A 19882-nucleotide genomic window follows, 5' to 3' on the forward strand; every position below is an offset into this window, starting at 1 on the left:
AAAAAATCTTTATATTTCTATTATTCTAGAAATATAAAAGTTTATTTTAAGCAAAAAGGTTCTAAACTTCTATTTCGACAATAGTCGAAATAGAAATAAGGGACTTTTATGAATAATACATTTACTAATATTAACAAACTGTCAATTTTTACACTATTACTATTAGCCATGCTTTCAACAATGTCAAATGTAGCCATTATAACAGCAGTACCATCTTTAAAAGAATATTTTAAAGATGTAGCAAATATAGAATTTTACTCAAGACTAATGATAACTTTACCCTCTTTAGCAATTGGACTACTTGCTCCATTTTTAGGGCATTTAATTTTCAAATTTGGTAAAAAAAGATCTTCTGTACTTGCCATATTGATATTTGTAATTGCTGGAAGCTCAGGATTATACCTTGATAAAATTGAATTATTATTAGCTTCAAGAGCTTTATTTGGGGTTGCTGTTGCATCATTGATGATTGTTGCTACTTCGTTAGTTGGGGATTATTTTCCAGTGCAGATGAGACCTAAATATATGAGTTTACAAAATGCTTTTGCAGCATTTGGAGGAATAATCTTAGTAACAGGAGGTGGTGCTTTAGCTGATATATCTTAGAGATATACATTTGGTATTTATTTATTAGGTATTTTAATTTTACCATTAGCACTAACACAAATAAATGAAATGAAAACAGATGATGCAAGAATAGTAGAAGATTCTAATTCTATATTAAAAGGTAATATTGTTTTTATTTATATATTAGCTTTTTTATATATGACTGTTTTCTTTGTAATGCCAACGCAAGTTCCTTTTATGTTAATAAACAAATATGAGGCCTCTGGTCAATTTGCAGGTTTAGTTATCTCAACATTTTTATTATCAAATGCATTAGGTGGATTTGTTTTTGCAAAGTTAAAAAAATATCTTTCTCATAGAACTATTTTTCTTATTGGTCTTTTTATTTTTGGAATTGGATTTATGAGCTATGGAAGTATTTCAAGTTTAAATCTATTTTTTATACCTGCTCATATTGCAGGACTTGGGGCTGGAATCATGATGACGAATATTACAACTTGGTTTCTAAAGTTTACTACATCACAAAATAGAGTAAAGAGTTCTGGATATTTTACAAGTTCTCTCTTTTTAGGACAATTTGCCTCTCCAATAATATTTTTTAATATTACAAAAGAAGTCGGAGTACAGGAATTTTTATTTAATTTGGGGGCTAGTCTAATTATTGTCATGATAATTACGCTTTTAATATTAATTATAAAACAAAAAACAAATGATATTAGTTTATTAACTAATAAAAATATATAAAAGGATAAAAAATGTTTAATCAAATAGCAGACCACACAAAAGTAAATTTAGTAAAAAGAGACGAGAATTTCCAGCAGAACTATTTTGGAACAAGAGATTTATTGCCATTTTGGGTAGCAGATATGGATTTTGAAACAACTCAAGAGGTAAAACAAGCTTTACATGAAAGAGTTGATGCTGGTATTTTTGGATATGAAAAAAGTATTGATGGACTTAAACAATCAATAATTTCTTGGTTTAAAAGAAGACATAATTGGGAAATGGATAGTAAGTATTTAAGAACAAGTCCAAGTATTATGGCTTCTATTAGTATCTTAATTAACCTATTAACTAAAGAAGACGATGGAGTTTTAGTTTTAACACCCTCTTTTCCAAAATTTTTACATATTGTTCCAAACAATGATAGAAAACTAATAATAAGTGAATTAAAGCTAGAAAACAATAGATATAAAATTGATTTTGAAGATTTTGAGAAAAAAGCAAAAGAATCAAAAGTATTTATTCTATGTAATCCTCATAATCCAGTTGGTAGAGTATGGACGAGGGATGAATTAAATAAAATTGGTAAAATTGCTAAAGAAAATGATATGTATATTATTTCTGATGAAATTCATAGTGATATTATCTTTAAAGGGCATTCTTTTGTTCCTTATGGTTCTATATCAGAAGAACTATCTGAAATGTCTATCTCTTTATTATCACCGGCTAAAACATTTAATTTACCATCAAATAGTAGTAGTTTTTTATATTCCACAAATAAAGAAGTTTTAGAGAAATTTGATAAGTATATGATGAATATGTATTTGGATAAAACAAGTGCACTAGAAGCTATTGCAATGCAAACAGCATATAATACGGGAGATGAATGGTTAAATTCTCTTTTAGTTCATGTTGAGCAAAGTGTTGATTTTATCGGTGAATATATAAAGAAGAATATTCCACAAATCAAAATGATTGACTCTGAAGGCATGTATTTAGTATGGCTTGATTTTAGAGAACTGAATGTTGATGAAAAAGAATTTAATCAGCTTTTAGTTGATGAAGGAATTGCATTAAATCCTGGTTTTTGGTTTGGAGAGGCTGGTAGTAGTTTTTTAAGAATGAATATTGCAACAACTAAAGATGTGATTGAAGAAGGTTTAGAAAAATTAAGAAAAGCAGTTAATCTTGTAACTACTAAAGAACCAGCAAGATGTTGTTAACTAATAAAGAGAATAAACCATTAAGCTTATGGAAACAAATAAAAGAAGACTTTGGTGTTCCCAAAAAAAATGACCCAGCTTTAAACTCCTCTATTGAGTTATTATTTAATTATCCAGGAGTTTGGGCAATTATTAATCATAGATTTGCAAATAGATTTTATAAACGCAATTTTAAATTAACAGCAAGAATCATAATGGGTATATCACAGTTCTTTTGTAAAATGGATATTCACCCAGCAGCGACAATTGGAAGAAGGGTTTTTATAGACCATGGAATTGGCGTTGTTATTGGAGAAACCACAATTATTGAAGATGATGTTCTTATTTATCAAGGTGTAACTCTTGGAGGAACTAGTTTAAATAAAGGAAAACGTCATCCAACTATTAAAACAAATTCCGTAATAGGAAGCGGTGCAAAAGTATTAGGAAATATTACCGTAGGTAAAAATAGTAAGATTGGAGCAAATTCAGTTGTAGTAAGAGATGTACCAGAAAATTCAACAGCAGTTGGAATACCTGCAAAAGTAATCAAGAGAAAAGATAGTAGTGAAAAACTAAATCACGCTGACCTGCCTGATTTTAATAAAGAGATGTTTGATTTTTTAATAAAAAAAGTTGCTTTAGTAGAACATTCACTTAAGAAACAAGAATGTATTGATTTAGAAAAAGAGAATAATAATTTGGAATCAATCTATAAAAATTTCATCTATGATATGAAAGATTCAAATCAAACTATTGAAAGCAGAAAAGCAAGCTAAGAAATAGAATTATATTTGACAAGTATGATATTCATATGATATAATTATCATATGAATAATATTACATACTAAGGTTAAATATGAAAAAAACATTTAAAGCAAATAATATAGCTTGTTCAAGTTGTGCAAACTTGATAAAAGTCTCATTAGAAGATATTTTTGGAGAGATTGAAGTAAATTTAGAAACAACTCCAAAAGAAGTTACTGTTGAAATAAAAGATGATACACAAGAAACAGAATTTAAAAAAGAGATGACAGAACTTGGATTTGAAATCATTGAAGCTTAATATGAATAAATCAGAAAAACTAATTCGTTCTTGTTGTGAAGGGGTAAGTTATCTTGGTGATATACAAGATAATTTACCAAATGAAAAGGAACTTTCTGGAATATCAAATATATTTAAGGCATTAGGTGATTCAACTAGAATAAAAATTCTATATGCACTATTAGACTATGAAATTTGTGTAGGTGAAATGGTTAATGTATTAGAATTAGAGCAATCGTACGTCTCCCATCAATTAAGAGTTTTGAAAAAATATGGAATTGTAGATTTTAAAAAAGATAAAAAGATGTCTTTTTATTACATTAAAGATGAATATATAAAAGAATTATTAAAAGTATTACTCAAAGAAAATAAGGAGTAAAAATGACAAAGAAAATAAACCTCAATATCTCAGGAATGACTTGTGTTAACTGTTCCAATGGTATTGAAAAGTTTTTAAGTAGACAAAAAGGTATTTTAGAAACACATGTAAGTTTTGCTTCTAGTGAGGGTGAGTTTCAAATTGATTCAAAGCTTTACTCAAAAGAAAAATTAATTTCACAAATTGAAAAACTTGGATACAAAGTTGAAGAAGATACAAAAGCGCTTGAAGCAGAACAAATGAAAAGTTTCAAAGAATTAAAAAATCTTTTTATTACTTCTATTTCTATTACAATTGCAATTTTTATTTTAGCCTTTTCTAATATTTTTGAAACTCCTTTAAATACATACTTAATATTTATACTAGCTTCAATTGTACAGTTCTATTGTGGAGCAAGATTTTATAAACTAGCTTATAAAGCAGTTAGAAATAGAAATTATGACATGAATGTACTTGTAGCTCTAGGAACTAGTGCTGCATATTTTTATTCTTCTTTTGTGGTCTTCCTCCCTTCACTTTTCCCTGAACATCTAAGGTTTATGTATTTTGATGGTGCGGCTGTTATTATAAGTTTTGTAATACTTGGAAGATTTTTAGAAGAAAATTCAAAACAAAAAGCTAGTGATTTTTTAAAAAACCTTATGAAACTTGCTCCTGAAAATGCAAATTTATTAGATAAAAATCATCAAATAAAAGTAATTCCCGTAAAAGAACTAAAACTAGAAAATAAAGTCTTAGTTAAAACAGGTGAAAAAATACCAGTAGATGGATTGATTATTGAAGGAAGTGCAGATATAAATACTGCGATGATTACAGGGGAATCTTTACCCGTTTTTAAACAGATGGGAGACGAAGTTTTAGCTGGAACTCTGAATACTAATGGTGTCATTACAATACAAGTTATAAAAGAATCATCAGATACAACTTTATCTAAAATAATTACTCTTTTAAAATCTGCTCAAAGCAAACAAATACCTATAAGTAGATTTGCAGATAAAATTGCAAATATATTTGTACCGTCTGTAATAATCATCTCTATTTTGACTTTTTTAGTTTGGGGAGTAGTTTTAGGTGATTTCCAAAATGCAATAATTGCAAGTATTTCTGTTCTTATTATCTCTTGTCCTTGTGCTTTGGGATTAGCAACTCCAATTGCAATAGTAAGTTCGGTTAGCCGTGGAGCAAAAGAAGGAATATTAATAAAAAATCCTGAAATTCTTGAACAAATAAAAGAGATAGAATATGCAGTATTTGATAAAACTGGAACTTTAACAAAAGGTGAAATTTCTGTTTCAAATACAGATATAGATGAAAAATATTTTAAAATAATTGGTTCAATCGAAAAATATAGTGAACATCCAATTTCTAAAGCTATTGTTTCATTTATAGAAAATAAAAATATATCTTGTAGTAATAAAATTGAAGACATAGATATAATACCTGGTCAAGGAATAAAAGTAATAATTGATAATGTAGAATATTTATTAGGAAATAAAAAATTATTAGATGATAATGAAGCCTTGATTTCAAAAGAACATTTGAGTTTTTATGAACAAGAGTTAAACAAGTCAAATGGAGTTATATTAGTTTCAATTGATAAAAAAACTGTTGGCTCTTTTTCTTTAGAAGATGAACTTAGGGATGATGCAATTGAAGTTATAAAAGATTTAAAATCAATGGGGATTAAACCTGTATTATTAACAGGTGATAATAAAATTACAGCTTCTAAAATTGCAAAAAAACTTCAAATAGATGAAGTTTATGCACAAGTAATACCCACAGAAAAATATGAGGTAATAAAAAGACTTCAAGAAAAATCAAAAGTTATGTTTATAGGAGATGGAATAAATGATGCCCCTTCTATAAAACAAGCAAATATTGGAATAACATTAAATTCAGGTTCTGATATAAGTAAAGATGCTGGAGATATTGTTCTTATTAACAATGAACTAAAATCTGTAATAAAAAGTATTAATTTATCAGTAGAAACTATGAAAATAGTAAAACAAAATCTATTCTGGGCATTTGCTTATAATACAGTAGGTATACCTATTGCTGCAGGAGTTTTATTTCCTTTTTTTGGAATTATTCTGACACCAATGTATGCAGGGATTGCTATGAGTTTTAGCTCTGTAACAGTTGTATTAAACTCGTTAAGATTAAAACTAAAAACTTTATAAGTAAAAAGATATATTAATTGTATCACCTAAAAAAAGATTATGACCCAGTTAAAATATACTGAAAATATAAGGTATAGATCCCTCGTAATCTTTTTTAAACCCACATTGTTCATGATCATGATCTATTAACGTTAAACAGGAGACAGTATCATATTTTCAATATTTTATTATACGAGAATTATGAACAGTCTCTTCCTCAAACTCTTATTTTTGGAACAGTTTTTACTACTTTTGAGCTTGTTCCAAAAAGACTTGAAATTTTGAGCATGTTCAATAAGTACAGGTTGTTGAACCTATTTTAATAACTCATCTTTTCTTGTACTATCTTCTTTTAACAGATCAGTATAAACTTGAAGTGTCATAGTAATTGACAAAATCACGATATTCATATATAATGTAGTTATATAAAGGATAAAAAATGACTCAGGTACAAATTAGTAAATATTTAGATATACCATTTACAACACTTAATGATTGGAAAAAAGAGGATAGTAATAGAAACAAACTATATCAGCTTCTTATCAATCTTGATGAAAAAGAAGTGCAAAGTAAACTAAGTAAAAAAACTAATCATAGATTCTTTCACATCCTAAACAGAAATATTGATAAAACCTCAAAATTTACAGAATATGATATTAGAAAAGCTTTTGATAAAAAAGATTATCATAAAGCAACAATTAGAGAACAAAGTATATATGCAAAATTTTTTAAAGAACTTGAAGCAAGTGAGTTAGATGAATTTATCAAAATTTTTAATGTATCAAAAAGAAATATAAAAAGTATATATACTTCTTCACCTTTTAGAACTTTAAAAGGTATTGCGAAAACTTGGGATAGCAGATTTAGACTAAAACATATTGATTCAAATATAGAGAATAAAAAAACTATACCATCTGCTTTACAAAATATTCTAGATAGAAGAAACTTAACTCATGTATGATTTTTCTAAACAAAAAGCTATGCTTGATACAATACTTCTACTTTTGGAAGAGAATAACTTAAATAAAGTATCAACACTTGGTGGTGGTACTGCATTGGCTTCTTATTATTGGAATCATAGATACTCAACGGATATTGATATTTTTATATATGATGAAGAAGATAAAAAACATCTACTCAAAGAATCTAATTGGAGTGAAGAAGTAAAAACTGCAATGAAAGCAATTGGATATGAAGGTAATTTTAGAAGCCATCCTATTTACTCTGAAATAGTTATTGATGAAGATTGTAAGATTCAGATCTTTGATGTTATAAAGAAATCACATAATCCATGTCAAAAAGTTAAGCTATGGGGACATGAACTTTTAATTGATACGGTAGAAGAGATTATTGCTAAGAAGATTTATTATAGAGCTGATAAAGGTAATTCAAGAGATTTATTTGATATTGCAATTGCATTTAACAAAGAGCCTGATATTTTAACAAAAACACTTCTAACAAAAGACAAAGTCATTACTCTTTTTGAAACTGTATCAAATATCTTTAATAACCAATCATTAAAAGATTTATACCTAGAAGAGATACAACAAATGAATCCAAATAGTGTGTATAAGTTTTTATCTAATAATACTATTGAATATCTGTATGACTTACTTGAAAATATCTGTGGAGCTTATGACATACCTTATGAATTATCAAGTGAAGAGTATATTGAGATAGAAAAATATGTCTATACTTCATTAACTTAATAGAGGGTATAATAAAGGTTTCTCTATCAATAAGAGATAGGACACAAAATACTGAACAGTCGGGGATGCGGACAAAAAGTTGGAGCAGTTTTTACAAATGGAAAGCCTGTTACAAAAATAGTTGAATTTTTGAACAAACTCAAAAAGTACAGGTTGTGGGACTTCTTGTTTTATCTCAGAATCTTTTAAATTCTTAGTATGAATTTTAGTTACCTCTCCACAATATGTTTAGGAGCTATTAGGTACTTGCAAAATAAAGAAATTATAAATACAGATTTAATAAATGATACTACAAAATATGTATCAAAAATTGTATAGTGGATTCATTTGTATTATAATACTAATAGTAAATATTATAAAAAAGAAAATGATGATATATCATTATTTAAATATTAAATAGGATAATAAATGCTTAAATTAACAATAGTCATACTCATAACTGCTTGTTTCTTATTTGGAAATGAAAAAATGAAAAGTATTGAGGAACTAATACCAAACGATAAACAATTAAAAGTAATGATTGAACAAGAACAAGCAGAAAAAGAAAAAGATTCCCTATTTGAAAAGATTATCATACTTGAACTTGAAAAATATGGGGAAAATAAATCTTATTTTGAAAATAAGGATAATAGTGAAATTATTCATAAATTACAAAAAAGATATGAAATAAATAAAAATGAACTTCTTTTTCTAATTTCTTCTTCATTAGAAGACTTTGATTGTCATATTTGTATCCCAAAAATGAATTGGTTTCATTTAAAAGAAGAAAACGATAAATGGACAATTCAAAGTAAAATACTTAATAGAGATTTTACTCTAGGTACATGGGGAAGTTTCCCAATTCCTGAGTTAATTAAAATAGGTAAAAATGATATAGCATTTAAATATATTTTTAGTTATAGTCAAAATGGATATACTGAAACAAAGCTACTAATAGAATCATTTAAAAATGATAAATTCTCAGAAATACTTCAAGAAGATTTTGCTTTTGATGATACAGGTGTTTATGAAGAGAATGAAGAACATAATAACTGGCAAGGGACTTTATCTATAATTAATAAGAATAAAAAACACTATGATTTATTAATTGAAAAAAAAGGACTTAAAGATTTGAAAAAGTTTTATAGTAAACGATTATATGTATTTCAAAATAATAAGTATATTTTAGAATAATTAAATTACCATATGGAATGATTAATGAGTACAAAATTAAAAGAAGATATAAGGACAAATATGCAAAATACACCAGAACAACATAAAATTATTGCCGAGGTAGAAATTGCTTGTGCCTTAAATAAAAAGAGTATTAATGATGGTATAAAAAAATATAATGAAAATGGTCTAGAAAATGTTAGCAAAGGAATTAATCGTTATGTTAAAGCAACCAGAGCTAGATTGCTTCATGCTAAACCAGGTTATATGAAAGTTGCTGGAACAAATGCAAAAGCTATGTTTAAAGTCTTATTTGAATTAGAAAATGAAAAATACATATCAAATTTTATATCTGCTCTTGAAGCAGAACAAAAATTAAGAGAAAAACCAAATGGTGAAGTTACTAAAGCTATTAATAGTGCTAAAGAAACTTTAACGAAAAGAAAAGAAGCACTTGGAGAGAAATAGTTTACCCTCCCGAGCAAAACTATTTCTCAAGTCAAACGTTCCACAACCTCTTACTTTTGGAGCAGTTTTTACTAATGAAAAATTTGTTCCAAAAAGACTTGAATTGTTGAACAAACTCCAAGTGGTACAATATAAATACTAATTGGAATCTACTTCTTTTTTTCTTTTATAGAATTTATTACAAATGCTGCAGATATAAAAATTAATCCTAATATGAATATAAAGAAGTAGTAATATCTATCTTCTTTAAATTGGTTAAATTGCATTTCAAGAATTTCATTTTTTGTAGTTTTTAATAAATAAATTTTATTAGAACTCTTTCGTATAATTAGATAATCATCTTCTTTTAGATCATCAATTGAAAAATGTTTATTAGTAAATTCTTCTTGTTTATTTTTCATATAATTAATACTACGTATATTTGATTTTTCATATGAATTTACTATTTCATTTTTTTTATTTTCGTTTTGATAAAAGAAAAAAAGACTAATTAATATTAATGCAAAACCATATGAGATAAGAACTTCACTTATAAAGTGTAGTCTATTTATTGTTAGATATTTCTTTCTAGTTTCCACATCCTTTTTATCTATTTTAAAATATATAATATAAGCTGCAATAGCACTAGTAATAAAAATAACCGATATAAAAAAATAAAAAAAGTTGTAGGATTTAGTATATGTAGCATATGTAAATCCAGTAAAAAATACACCACTAATAAGTATAAAGATATCTGCCATGGCTTGTTCTTGTTCTAAGTCTTTAAAAAGTTTCATTATAAATATTCTCCTTTGTTTTTTTTTGATTATATATAAATTTTAAATATTAATCCTATTTTTTATTAAGAAGTTTTAGAAGTTTTTTTTGATGGTAGAGCTTCCATCTTTTTAATTAGATGAGAACTCTATAATCAACAAATATAACTTTAATTTCATATATTAGTAATAGAATTAATAGTACCAGATAAAAATGATCAGGCTACAGTTTATAGGACAAAAAATTCTGAAGTCAATGGTTCAACAAACTCTAACTTTCGGAACAGTTTTTACTACTTTTGAGCTTGTTCCAAAAAGACTTGAAATTTGGAGCATGTTCAATAAGTACAGATTGTGGGACTTATTGTTTTATCTCAGAATTAAAAGATTCTGAGATGTAAAAAACATAAACTGCTCTTTCAAAAAAAACTACCCTATACTTACCCTAAAACCATTTTCTAGATATAAATAATAAAAATCAATCCTCATACAAATATAGAGCAGTTTTTAAGATTAAATATTATTACATTCTATTTATCAACTTTAACTAGCAATTAAAATAAAATTTATAATTCTCATATGTACAAAGAAAAAGTACACCACTTTTTTACATTTAATATTCTATAAATCAGAAAAGACTTTGAGTGAATTGATAATCTATATGCTGTTTGATATATGTCACAACAATTATAAAATAATAATAAAATAGTTATTATATGATATTATGAGAAAAAATGATATTCTTAGATTATCAAATTTAAATCAAGGAAATAGTATGAGTTTTATAAGTTTTATTTTTTGGCTTGTTATCTTTATAGGATTAATGTATTTTATAATTTCACATAAACAAAAAATAGAATGGTTTGACGATTTATTTAATGAACAGACCCCATCAACAACTCAAAAATTAAAGCTATTTAGAGGTATAGGCTACTTTTTATTTCTAGTTATGCTTTATTCAATTTTTATCAGCATAGTTAATGGCGAATATACTGATATTATGAAAGCATTAACGCCAATAGGTGTTTTAATATCGGCTTTGTTAGCATCATTCTCTGTTATTGCAAATATAGAAAATACAAATGAAAATGCAAAAAAACAAACATATTTAGGAAAACTAGAAATAATCTCATTAGAGCTTCATAAAGTTTTTGAGAATATAAATCAAGAAATTATAGAAAAACGAGAACTAGATTCTAGAAGTCTCCAACATATAAAATTATTATGTACAATTTATACACCAAAATTATTACCTGATTTTGAAAAATTTCAAAATAGAATTGACGATTCACGAAAAAATGTATTTAGTGATGAGAAAGGTAACATACTAATACCTTCTTCCACTAGTGTAAGAGGACAAGATTATCCAATGTATAAAGAAAATGCAAAATTCGAAGCATCTGTACTAAAAAATATGTGTTCGAGCTTACAAGCTAAAATCATTACAGAAATGAATCAGTATTTATAAAGTGAAATACTAATTCAAATCAAAAAATGCAAAATTAATGTGTCTATTTTTGAATCAAAATTATTCGTGATGAAGAATACGATAAATCAATAGTTGAAGATGTAGAGAATTTTATTAACTTTATAAAAAGTTTAAAAAATCAGAAGTAACTTAAGACAGTTTGTTTAACTATAGAATATATAACTTTTAGTTAAGGATTAATGAGTTATATTTGGTTATTAAATTAATAAGAATGGGAAATAGATGAAAAATGAATTCGAACTTTTTTTAGAAAATAATTTTAAGAAAAATCCTTTGTGTTCTAGACTAAATAGCATTAGTGGTGGGTATTATTGGAAATATGACTTTCTTCTGTTAGAATTATATAAAAACAAGGAATTTAGGAATAATGATTCTTACATTATAGAATATTTTCTAAGTCATTTTGATTTTTATTGCTACCCCGAATTTCCCAAAGAAAAGATTGTTGAAATATTAAAACTATTAATTAAAGAAAAGACAAAATTAGAACTACTGAAAATATTAGATAAACTATATTTTTCTCAGATAAGAAAGATTCTACTTATTTTTATTGAACAGTTAGATTATAAGTCAATGAAAATTTTAATCAATACAGATGAGAACAGTGTATCAAAGATAATAAATATAGTAATTTTAATATTTGAAACTTCTCAAATTTTAAAAGATTATAAAAATTTTGATTTTCAAACAAAGCCTGAATTTACAGAATCAAAACATATTTTGAAAAATGATAACTATATTAAATTTAATAAGTATATAGAAAAATTAATTAAGCAAAATAAGCCGATTATGTCACTATATTTATTGAATTATTTTGGTGGATGTGGTGATAATAACTCTGATTATGATTTAATAATTAATAATTATATTAAAGCTTTTGTTTCATTAGAAAGAATAGATATACTTGCTAAGTATTATGATGAATTAGAATTAGCAAATGATAATATAGAATTCTTAGTACTTTTAGCAGAATATTATATAAAAATTAAAGATTCTGATAATGCAACACTAATTATAAATAATATTACAAAAATTGAACCAACATATCCATTCATTAAATTGGGGTTAAATGAAATTCAAAAGATATTTATGATTAATAAGTTGACTGCTGATAATATAGATATAGAAAATATAAATAAATTAACTGGACAAGAATTTGAAATATTATTAATAAACAAATTTAAAGAGTTAGGTTTTAAAACAATAGCTACCCCTATTACTGGTGATTATGGTGCAGATATTATTATTGAAACGCAAGATGAAACAAGGTTTATTATCCAATGTAAAAGATTCAAAAGCAAGGTGAATTTAAAAGCTATTCAAGAAGTTGTAGGTGCTTTGGCACACTATAATGGTGATTTAGGTATTGTCATTACCAATAGTACTTTTTTAAATAGTGCAATAAAACTAGCTGATAGTAATGACATTGAATTGTGGGATAATTTTAGATTGATGCAATTTTTATCTAATGATATTTCATTTTCACAAATTGTTGATTCATAGTAAAGATATGTAACTATTTGTATTTTGGAATTGTTGAAAAGTTGTGTTTTTCAATCACATTTACTATAATAAGTTAATGTTTTTTTAATTACTAAAAAAAGATAGAAGTAATACCTACTAATATGTCATAAATAATTGATACACCAAAACCTGGAGTGGTAATTGAAATTAGGACATTAAATTTTGATCAGTCTCTTCCTCAACCTCTTATTTTTGGAACAGTTTTAACTACTTTTGAGCTTGTTCCAAAAAGACTTGAAATTTGGAGCATGTTCAATAAGTACAGGTTCTTGAACTTCTTGTTTTAACTTATATACTTTTAATCACGAGTATGAATTTAAGTTACCTTTCCAACATCACCTGATTGTTCTATTGCATACCCTACTGTTTTAGCTATAGAAACAGCAGGAATTGCATCTTTTTATTTATTTAATATTTTTTTATACCAATCTACAATACCTTCCCCAATTTCGTGTGGATGTGATTCTTGTAGATAATGCTTTCCTTCACCTAAATCTACTGCAGTAATATTTTCCCAAGTTTCAGCTATATGCTCACCTAATTCTCGATTAATTATTAGTCCTGGTTCTGCATAAAACAACAACTTAGGAACATCTGAATTTTTGTGGTATTCAGTATATGAATTAACAATGTCAGTGGTAAATTTTGGAACGCCATCAAACGAAATTTGGCCAGGCCAAACTAATAGTGGTTTACGGCTCTTTTCTTCCAAATAAGGAGCTCGGTAATGATCCATTTCTTCTTTAGTTAATTCTCTGCCCGCCATCATAGGTAGCATAGCTTCAATAAAGAAGTTGTTTTTAACGATCATTTCATGTCCTTCTATTGGGTCACGAAATTTTTTAAATAATGTTTCGGTCTCTTTAGTTGTATTTTTCCAATAAGAAACTTGAGACATAGCTTCAAAAAAAACAATCCCTTTTACATTTTCTCTGTGCTGATTGGCATAGTTAAAACCTAAAGCAGAACCCCAATCTTGTATTATAAGAATGATATTTTTTAAAGCTAATTTTTCAATAAACGCATCTAAATATGTAATATGGTCTTCAAACGTATAATCTATATCGGGCTTGTCAGACTTACCCATTCCAATAAGATCTGGAACAACTACTCGACCTAATGGACTTACATGCGGAATGATATTTCTCCATAAATAACTTGAAGTAGGATTTCCGTGTATTAGTAAAAAAGTGTCTTTTGAATTTTTATCTCCTTCATCTACATAATGCATTTTAGAACCTAATACTTCTTGAAATTTAGATTCAAAAGGAAACGCTGCTGATATTTGTTTGTTGTTTTTCATATTTTTTACCTTTTTAATTTTGAAATTGAATTTTTGCGGTTTAGAAATCTTGCTACTTTTCTAACTTCCTTCAGTTTTTCTCGTTTTGTTTTATCCCACTTTTCTGTACCTGCACTATATCCATAAGCACAAATTTTAGTTGCATTTTTAAATAGAAATTCTTCCTGTTCTTTAGGGTATATATTTCCTATTTCTCTAAGAGTCCAACCCACGCCTTTCTCCACATAATAAGCGTTGTCAGAAATTAAAGGTGCTACCAAATCTATAAGTACCTGGAAAGGCAAATAGTGTTTTCTCTGTGCGCTATAATAAAGTAAACCCACTATGCTTTGTCTTCTATGCCATGGGTTTTTAGAAGTATTCCATTTTTTATACGTTGGCAAAATTAGTTCTGCATCATATTCTACTAACTGAGCATATATTTTTGAAATACTATCGCTTGTTTCCCAACGATTAATTTTGTCTTGCCATAATTTAATCGTTGACCAAGAGGAAAGCATTTTTTCTTTGTTTTTAATATGCTCCTCCAAGAAATACAAACAAAACATTTCTGCTCTATACACTTTTGTGTTCGTCCATATATAACTCCATATCTCTAATTGTTCATTAAAAGACATTTGCTTAAAAGAAAAACCTCTTTTAAAAGATTTCCTTTGTAAAGGAACGGTTTCACCTGCTTTAGAAGTGATTTTTTCTATTTCTTGAAGATAGTTTTTCATTTCTGTTCTAAAAATCTTGTACTGTTGGACGAATTACTAATTCATTAATATCTACATCATCTGGTTGCTCGATAGCATACGCTACTGCTTTAGCTATAGAAATAGCTGTAGTTTCTCCTAATCCACTACTTCCACCTGTAATTACTACTACTTTACCTTCAACATTTTTCATAATTTTTCCTTTTTGATTATCTATATTTAGAATGATACCACCTGGTACTTTAATATATCCTTAATTAAAATACCATATAGTACTTTAATTGTAAGATTTATTGTTTATTTAATTTGGAGTTATTTGAATTTTATTGTTTTTAGGTTTTAAAAGAAGAGAAAGAGCTAATCTTTTTCTTCTTTGTGATAGGTTTTATTTAAAGATAGAGAAAGATAAAGTTAGAATTTCTTTCATAGTTTTCACATCATAACCATTAGATATTCTGTTCATTGCCATACTTACTTGGGTATCAATATAATTTGCTGCCAGCTTTGAGGAGATGTCTTTAGTAAAGTCAGCATTTTCTTTTGATCTTTGAATCCATTTTTCATATGTTTCAACATATTGTTTGTGAATACGCTCAATTTCTTTTTTAGTTTCATCACCTAAAGGATAATTTGAATCACGCAATTTTATAAATAAACATCCATCATGATTAGTACTTTTAACTGTTAACCTTGATACAAACTTATCTAAAGTATCACAGAAGGGAAGATCTTCTATAAATAACTTTTGAACTTCAGTTATTACATTCTTCTCATAATGTTCTAATACAGCTTTTAATAGGCCATCATCATTTCCAAATTCTCTATAAATCCCAGGCTTAGATACATTTGCCCTTTTACATATCTCATTAAGAGATATTACTTCAATACCTTCTTCCCAGTATGCTTTCATACTTATATCTAAGATATGCTCTCTATTTAATGTTTTTGGTCGTCCTCTTGAACGTTTACTTTCTTCTATACTCATGATATATGCCTTTTTGAGTTTTATGGTCTTATAGTACCATATGGTACTTTAATATTCATTAAGTCAAACTATTTTTTTACTTAAATAGTTTTAAATTCTAAGTATGAATTTATGTTACCACTCCATCTTTAAGTATTTAAAAAATTAAGATAATCTTTTTTTGTATCTATATCAATAGAATATTTATCTTCTAACAATACAAAATCTAAAGGATTTTCTTCAAGAAACTTTTTTGCACCTTTATCGCCTTTTAAATTTTCTAACATTTTAAAATATATTTTAGGAAATATTGAGGGAACGGCAAATCTATTTTGATATTTTGAACATATAATTAAATTTTTATTTTCTGATGATTTCTTAATCAATTTTTGATAATGATTTAAAGGAATTAAGGGTTGGTCGCATAACATAATTAGTACCTTTTCAAATTCAAGGAAGTAAGGTATACAATAAGAGATAGAACTTCCCATCCCTTCTTTATAATTTGAGTTAACCATTATTGATATAGGGAAATCAATTATTTCATTTTTAATCTCATCATTTTTATGCCCTAATACAACTTTTACGTTAGAGCTTATTTTCAATGCTTTTTTTACAGCTATTTGAATTAATGTTTCATTCCCTACTTTTAATAACTGTTTAGGTTCTCCTAAACGTGAAGAAGTACCAGCAGCTAAAATAAGTACGGCTAGATTATTAGATTTTTCCATTTTTTCTTGCTTCTATTTGTGCACATATTGATAAAGCTATTGATTGGTGCGTATTACCACCAATATCAAAACCAACTGGAGCAAAATATCTCTTATCATCCTGAAGATTAAATTGTTCTCGTTTTTTTTGCATGTTCTTTTTATTTCCTAAGATGCCAATATATTCAACATTTGAATCAAGCAATGCTTCTAAATAGGTATCATCGGTATTTGGACAATGACTTAAAATAACTGCGGCATTATATGAACTCAAATCATAGGATAAAATATCTTTAAGATTTTCAAGTTTAATTAAATTATCTGCTTCATTTACATACTCTTCTTTAATTTCCCTATCAATAACCGTAGTTTCCCATGCCATTAAATTTGCCATAGAAATCAAAGATGTTACATGAGAACCTGAACCAAAAATCAATAAAGAGTATGGCTTTTGAATTGTTTGATAAAATCTTTCATTTTCAAGTTTTGTTTCAATGCTCTCATCAATAATTTCAAAACTAAAGTCTTTAATCGACCTACTTAAAGTCTTTCCTATATTATCAAGAGAAATACCTAAGGCACCATAATTCTCAGCGTAAAAAAAAGGCTGAATCAAATATCTACTAATACCATGGCCTGATTTCTTATCTTTAGGTGTATTTTCAAAATGTAGAGACTCACGTGATTGTAAAACTTCTTTACCAAAAGCATAAATCTTATTATGTAAAGAAGGACTTCCTAAGACACCTATAAATTCTTCATTTGAATTTATAAGTATCATATTTCCAGCTTTTGAATAAGTAGATCCAAGTGTTTGAATAACACTCGCACCCACAATATCTAAACCTTTTTGTCTACTACTTTCAATAAATTTTAAATACTCTTTATTACAAAACACAAGTTTATACCATTTTTATTGGCATTGATGTGTATAGTTTTCCAGTAGCATCAAATATAGCATTTGGAACTGCTGCTAAGATTGGAGGAGTTCCAGGTTCACCAATACCACCAATTTTCTCACCAGAATTTATAATGCTTACTTCAATATCAGGAACATCCGAAATTCTTGTTACTGTATAATCATAGAAGTTACTTTGAACTGTTGCACCATCTTTTATAGTAATCTCACTACTTAAAAGAGTGGCTAAACCAAAGTTAATCCCACTAATCATTTGATTTTCAACATTTTGAGGGTTAAATGCAAATCCACAATCAATAGAACACCAAACTTTTTCAACTTTATAGTCATTTTTTGTAACACGTACTTTTGCAATTTGAGCACAGATAGAACCAAATGATTTAACTATGGCTACACCATAACCTACATTTTTCTCTATCTTTCTATTTTTCCAATCAGCTTTAGAAGCTACATCATCAAGTAAATTAATAAACCTTTTATCTGTTAACATACTCTTTCTATATTCGATTGGATCTTTTTTAGCTATATGTGCTGCTTGATCAATACTACACTCTAATGTTTGTGCTGATTGGGTATGTCCAACTGATCTCCACCAAAGAACAGGAATTGGAGATTCCATAATATATGCTTGCATATCGTGGTTGTCTATACTATAAGGATGATCTACTAAACCTTCTTTTTGTGCTCCATCAACACCATTTGCATAAGCAAATGCAAAAGGTGAACCTTTAAAAATAGATTGGCTAACAACTTTTGCATCAAATGCAGTAATATCTCCATTATCGTCAAGTGATAATTTAACTTTATTTTTATATTTTGGTCTATAACTTCCAAGTTTAATATCATCTTCTCTTGTCCATAAAGTCATGATAGGATAACCCTCATCTTTAGCTACAAAAAGCCCTTCTAAAACAAAGTCAAGATTAATAGCACCACGTCTTCCAAATGCACCACCTAAAAATGGCGTGTGATAAGTAATATTTTCTGGTTTGGTACCTAATACTTTCATTATTGCACCAAAGGCAAGTGTTTGTGACTGAGCAGTTGACCAAACAGTTGCTTTATTTTTATCATGATGTGCTACAAAATCTAAAGGTTCCATTGCAGCATGTGCTAAGAATGGAAAATCATAATCTAGTTCTATAGTATTTTTAGCTTCTTTAAATGCTTTTACACTATCTCCATCTTTTCTCATAGATGCCCCATCTTTTTCCATGGCTAAAGCATATTCTTTATCCATATCAGAAGTACTTACTTTTGCAAATTCTCCTAAGTCCCATTCAACTGTTATATCTTTCAGTGCTTCTTTTGCAACAAACCATGTATCCGCAATAACTGCTATTCCTGAGGGTATTTGTTTTACTTTAATTACTCCATCTCTTTTCTCTGCTTTCTTTGCATCAAAACTTTTAACTTTTGAGCCAAAAACACTTGGGTGTAAAACTGCTGCGTATTTCATACCTTCAACTCTAACATCTAATCCAAATTCAGCTTTTCCAGTAACTTTTGCCCAAGCCTCTTTTGGGTGTCTAGAGTGAGCTTTTCCTACAATTTTACAATCTTTTAAATCTTTTATTTTAGGGTCATTTGGAACCTTTATAGAGGCTAAATCAGCTATTAATTCTCCAAAAGTAAATTCTTCTTTTGTTTTTTTATTGATAACTTTTGAGTTTTTTGTTTCAACATCGTAAGTTCTTACTTTCCATTTTTTTGAAGCTACTTCTTTTATCATAATATTTAATGCTGCACCAATCTTTCTCATCTCTAATTGTTTTGCCCAAATAGAAGAAGAACCACCTGTAATCATAAGAGGTCCCCATACGTGATTGTATACAGGAGCTACAGGAGCAGCTTTTATATTTATTTCTTCCCAATCTACATTTAACTCTTCTGCAATACACATAGCTAGTGTTGTATATGTACCTTGTCCCATTTCAACTTGTCCCATAATAAAATTAATTGTATTATCAGAACTAATTTCAACAAAAGAGTTTGGTTGTAAAACTTTTTCTTTAGCTTTTGCATCAGAGGCTCTAGTTTTAGTTGGAATATAAAATCCAATAACAAAAGCTGAAGCTGCAACTGAACTTGTTTTTAAAAATTCTCTTCTTTCCAT

Annotated in this window: 21 protein-coding genes; 13 read left to right on the top strand and 8 right to left on the bottom strand. The window is 27.4% G+C overall.

Annotation, left to right across the window (positions count from 1 at the left end; genetic code table 11):
- The first annotated feature begins 108 nt into the window (after positions 1-108).
- The 11 genes from D9T19_RS12090 (at position 109) to D9T19_RS12140 (ending at position 9404) form a co-directional block, all read left to right on the top strand.
- Entirely contained in the window at positions 109-606 is a 498-nt protein-coding gene (locus D9T19_RS12090) for an MFS transporter (protein ID WP_121628500.1), read from the top strand.
- A gap of 69 nt (positions 607-675) precedes the next feature.
- Complete coding sequence (locus D9T19_RS12095; protein ID WP_121628501.1) at positions 676-1311, top strand: MFS transporter; 636 nt, start codon at positions 676-678, stop codon at positions 1309-1311.
- Positions 1312-1322: 11 nt separating this feature from the next.
- Positions 1323-2513 carry a MalY/PatB family protein gene (locus tag D9T19_RS12100; protein WP_121628502.1) on the top strand — a complete coding sequence of 397 codons (1191 nt, stop codon included), beginning with the start codon at positions 1323-1325 and terminating at the stop codon, positions 2511-2513.
- Positions 2504-3271, top strand: a complete 768-nt coding sequence (gene cysE, locus D9T19_RS12105) for a serine O-acetyltransferase (RefSeq protein WP_121628503.1) — start codon at positions 2504-2506, stop codon at positions 3269-3271. The genes D9T19_RS12100 and cysE overlap by 10 nt, the downstream gene beginning before the upstream one ends.
- Positions 3272-3351: 80 nt before the next feature.
- Positions 3352-3558, top strand: coding sequence for a heavy-metal-associated domain-containing protein (locus D9T19_RS12110; RefSeq protein WP_121628504.1), 207 nt, complete (start codon positions 3352-3354; stop codon positions 3556-3558).
- Position 3559: 1 nt separating this feature from the next.
- Positions 3560-3916, top strand: coding sequence for an ArsR/SmtB family transcription factor (locus tag D9T19_RS12115; protein ID WP_121628505.1), 357 nt, complete (start codon positions 3560-3562; stop codon positions 3914-3916).
- A gap of 2 nt (positions 3917-3918) precedes the next feature.
- A complete protein-coding gene (locus tag D9T19_RS12120) occupies positions 3919-6096 on the top strand; it encodes a heavy metal translocating P-type ATPase (RefSeq protein WP_121628506.1) in 2178 nt (725 codons plus the stop codon).
- A gap of 418 nt (positions 6097-6514) precedes the next feature.
- On the top strand, positions 6515-7036 hold the full coding sequence (locus tag D9T19_RS12125) for a hypothetical protein (protein WP_121628507.1): 522 nt from the start codon (positions 6515-6517) through the stop codon (positions 7034-7036).
- Positions 7029-7784, top strand: a complete 756-nt coding sequence (locus D9T19_RS12130; protein WP_121628508.1) for a nucleotidyl transferase AbiEii/AbiGii toxin family protein — start codon at positions 7029-7031, stop codon at positions 7782-7784. Before D9T19_RS12125 ends, D9T19_RS12130 begins: the two co-directional genes overlap by 8 nt.
- Positions 7785-8192: 408 nt before the next feature.
- Positions 8193-8957, top strand: coding sequence for a hypothetical protein (locus D9T19_RS12135; RefSeq protein WP_121628509.1), 765 nt, complete (start codon positions 8193-8195; stop codon positions 8955-8957).
- 24 nt (positions 8958-8981) lie between these two features.
- A complete protein-coding gene (locus tag D9T19_RS12140; RefSeq protein WP_121628510.1) occupies positions 8982-9404 on the top strand; it encodes a hypothetical protein in 423 nt (140 codons plus the stop codon).
- A gap of 149 nt (positions 9405-9553) precedes the next feature.
- Here D9T19_RS12140 and D9T19_RS12145 read toward each other — a convergent pair whose 3' ends face one another.
- Positions 9554-10180, bottom strand: coding sequence for a hypothetical protein (locus D9T19_RS12145; protein ID WP_121628511.1), 627 nt, complete (start codon positions 10178-10180; stop codon positions 9554-9556).
- 754 nt (positions 10181-10934) lie between these two features.
- On the opposite strand from D9T19_RS12145, the gene D9T19_RS12150 reads away from it, so the two are divergent.
- Both D9T19_RS12150 and D9T19_RS12155 read left to right on the top strand, forming a co-directional pair.
- On the top strand, positions 10935-11627 hold the full coding sequence (locus D9T19_RS12150; RefSeq protein WP_121628512.1) for a hypothetical protein: 693 nt from the start codon (positions 10935-10937) through the stop codon (positions 11625-11627).
- A gap of 243 nt (positions 11628-11870) precedes the next feature.
- The gene (locus tag D9T19_RS12155) at positions 11871-13151 is read left to right on the top strand and encodes a restriction endonuclease (protein WP_121628513.1); all 1281 of its coding nucleotides are present in this window, start codon (positions 11871-11873) and stop codon (positions 13149-13151) included.
- Positions 13152-13572: 421 nt separating this feature from the next.
- On the opposite strand, the gene D9T19_RS12160 is transcribed toward D9T19_RS12155, so the two are convergent.
- The 7 genes from D9T19_RS12160 to D9T19_RS12190 form a co-directional block, all read right to left on the bottom strand.
- Positions 13573-14475, bottom strand: a complete 903-nt coding sequence (locus D9T19_RS12160) for a haloalkane dehalogenase (protein ID WP_121628514.1) — start codon at positions 14473-14475, stop codon at positions 13573-13575.
- A gap of 5 nt (positions 14476-14480) precedes the next feature.
- Positions 14481-15194, bottom strand: a complete 714-nt coding sequence (locus tag D9T19_RS12165) for a DNA alkylation repair protein (RefSeq protein WP_121628515.1) — start codon at positions 15192-15194, stop codon at positions 14481-14483.
- A gap of 7 nt (positions 15195-15201) precedes the next feature.
- Entirely contained in the window at positions 15202-15366 is a 165-nt protein-coding gene (locus D9T19_RS14905; RefSeq protein WP_228198006.1) for a hypothetical protein, read from the bottom strand.
- 192 nt (positions 15367-15558) lie between these two features.
- Positions 15559-16158 (bottom strand): TetR/AcrR family transcriptional regulator, encoded by a 600-nt coding sequence (locus D9T19_RS12175; RefSeq protein WP_121628516.1) that lies wholly within the window; start codon positions 16156-16158, stop codon positions 15559-15561.
- Positions 16159-16286: 128 nt separating this feature from the next.
- Positions 16287-16868 (bottom strand): nucleotidyltransferase family protein, encoded by a 582-nt coding sequence (locus D9T19_RS12180; protein ID WP_121628517.1) that lies wholly within the window; start codon positions 16866-16868, stop codon positions 16287-16289.
- Complete coding sequence (locus tag D9T19_RS12185; protein ID WP_121628518.1) at positions 16855-17745, bottom strand: XdhC family protein; 891 nt, start codon at positions 17743-17745, stop codon at positions 16855-16857. Before D9T19_RS12185 ends, D9T19_RS12180 begins: the two co-directional genes overlap by 14 nt.
- Positions 17746-17749: 4 nt before the next feature.
- Complete coding sequence (locus D9T19_RS12190; protein WP_121628519.1) at positions 17750-19882, bottom strand: xanthine dehydrogenase family protein molybdopterin-binding subunit; 2133 nt, start codon at positions 19880-19882, stop codon at positions 17750-17752.

This window comes from Poseidonibacter antarcticus, from assembly GCF_003667345.1.
Taxonomy (GTDB): domain Bacteria; phylum Campylobacterota; class Campylobacteria; order Campylobacterales; family Arcobacteraceae; genus Poseidonibacter; species Poseidonibacter antarcticus.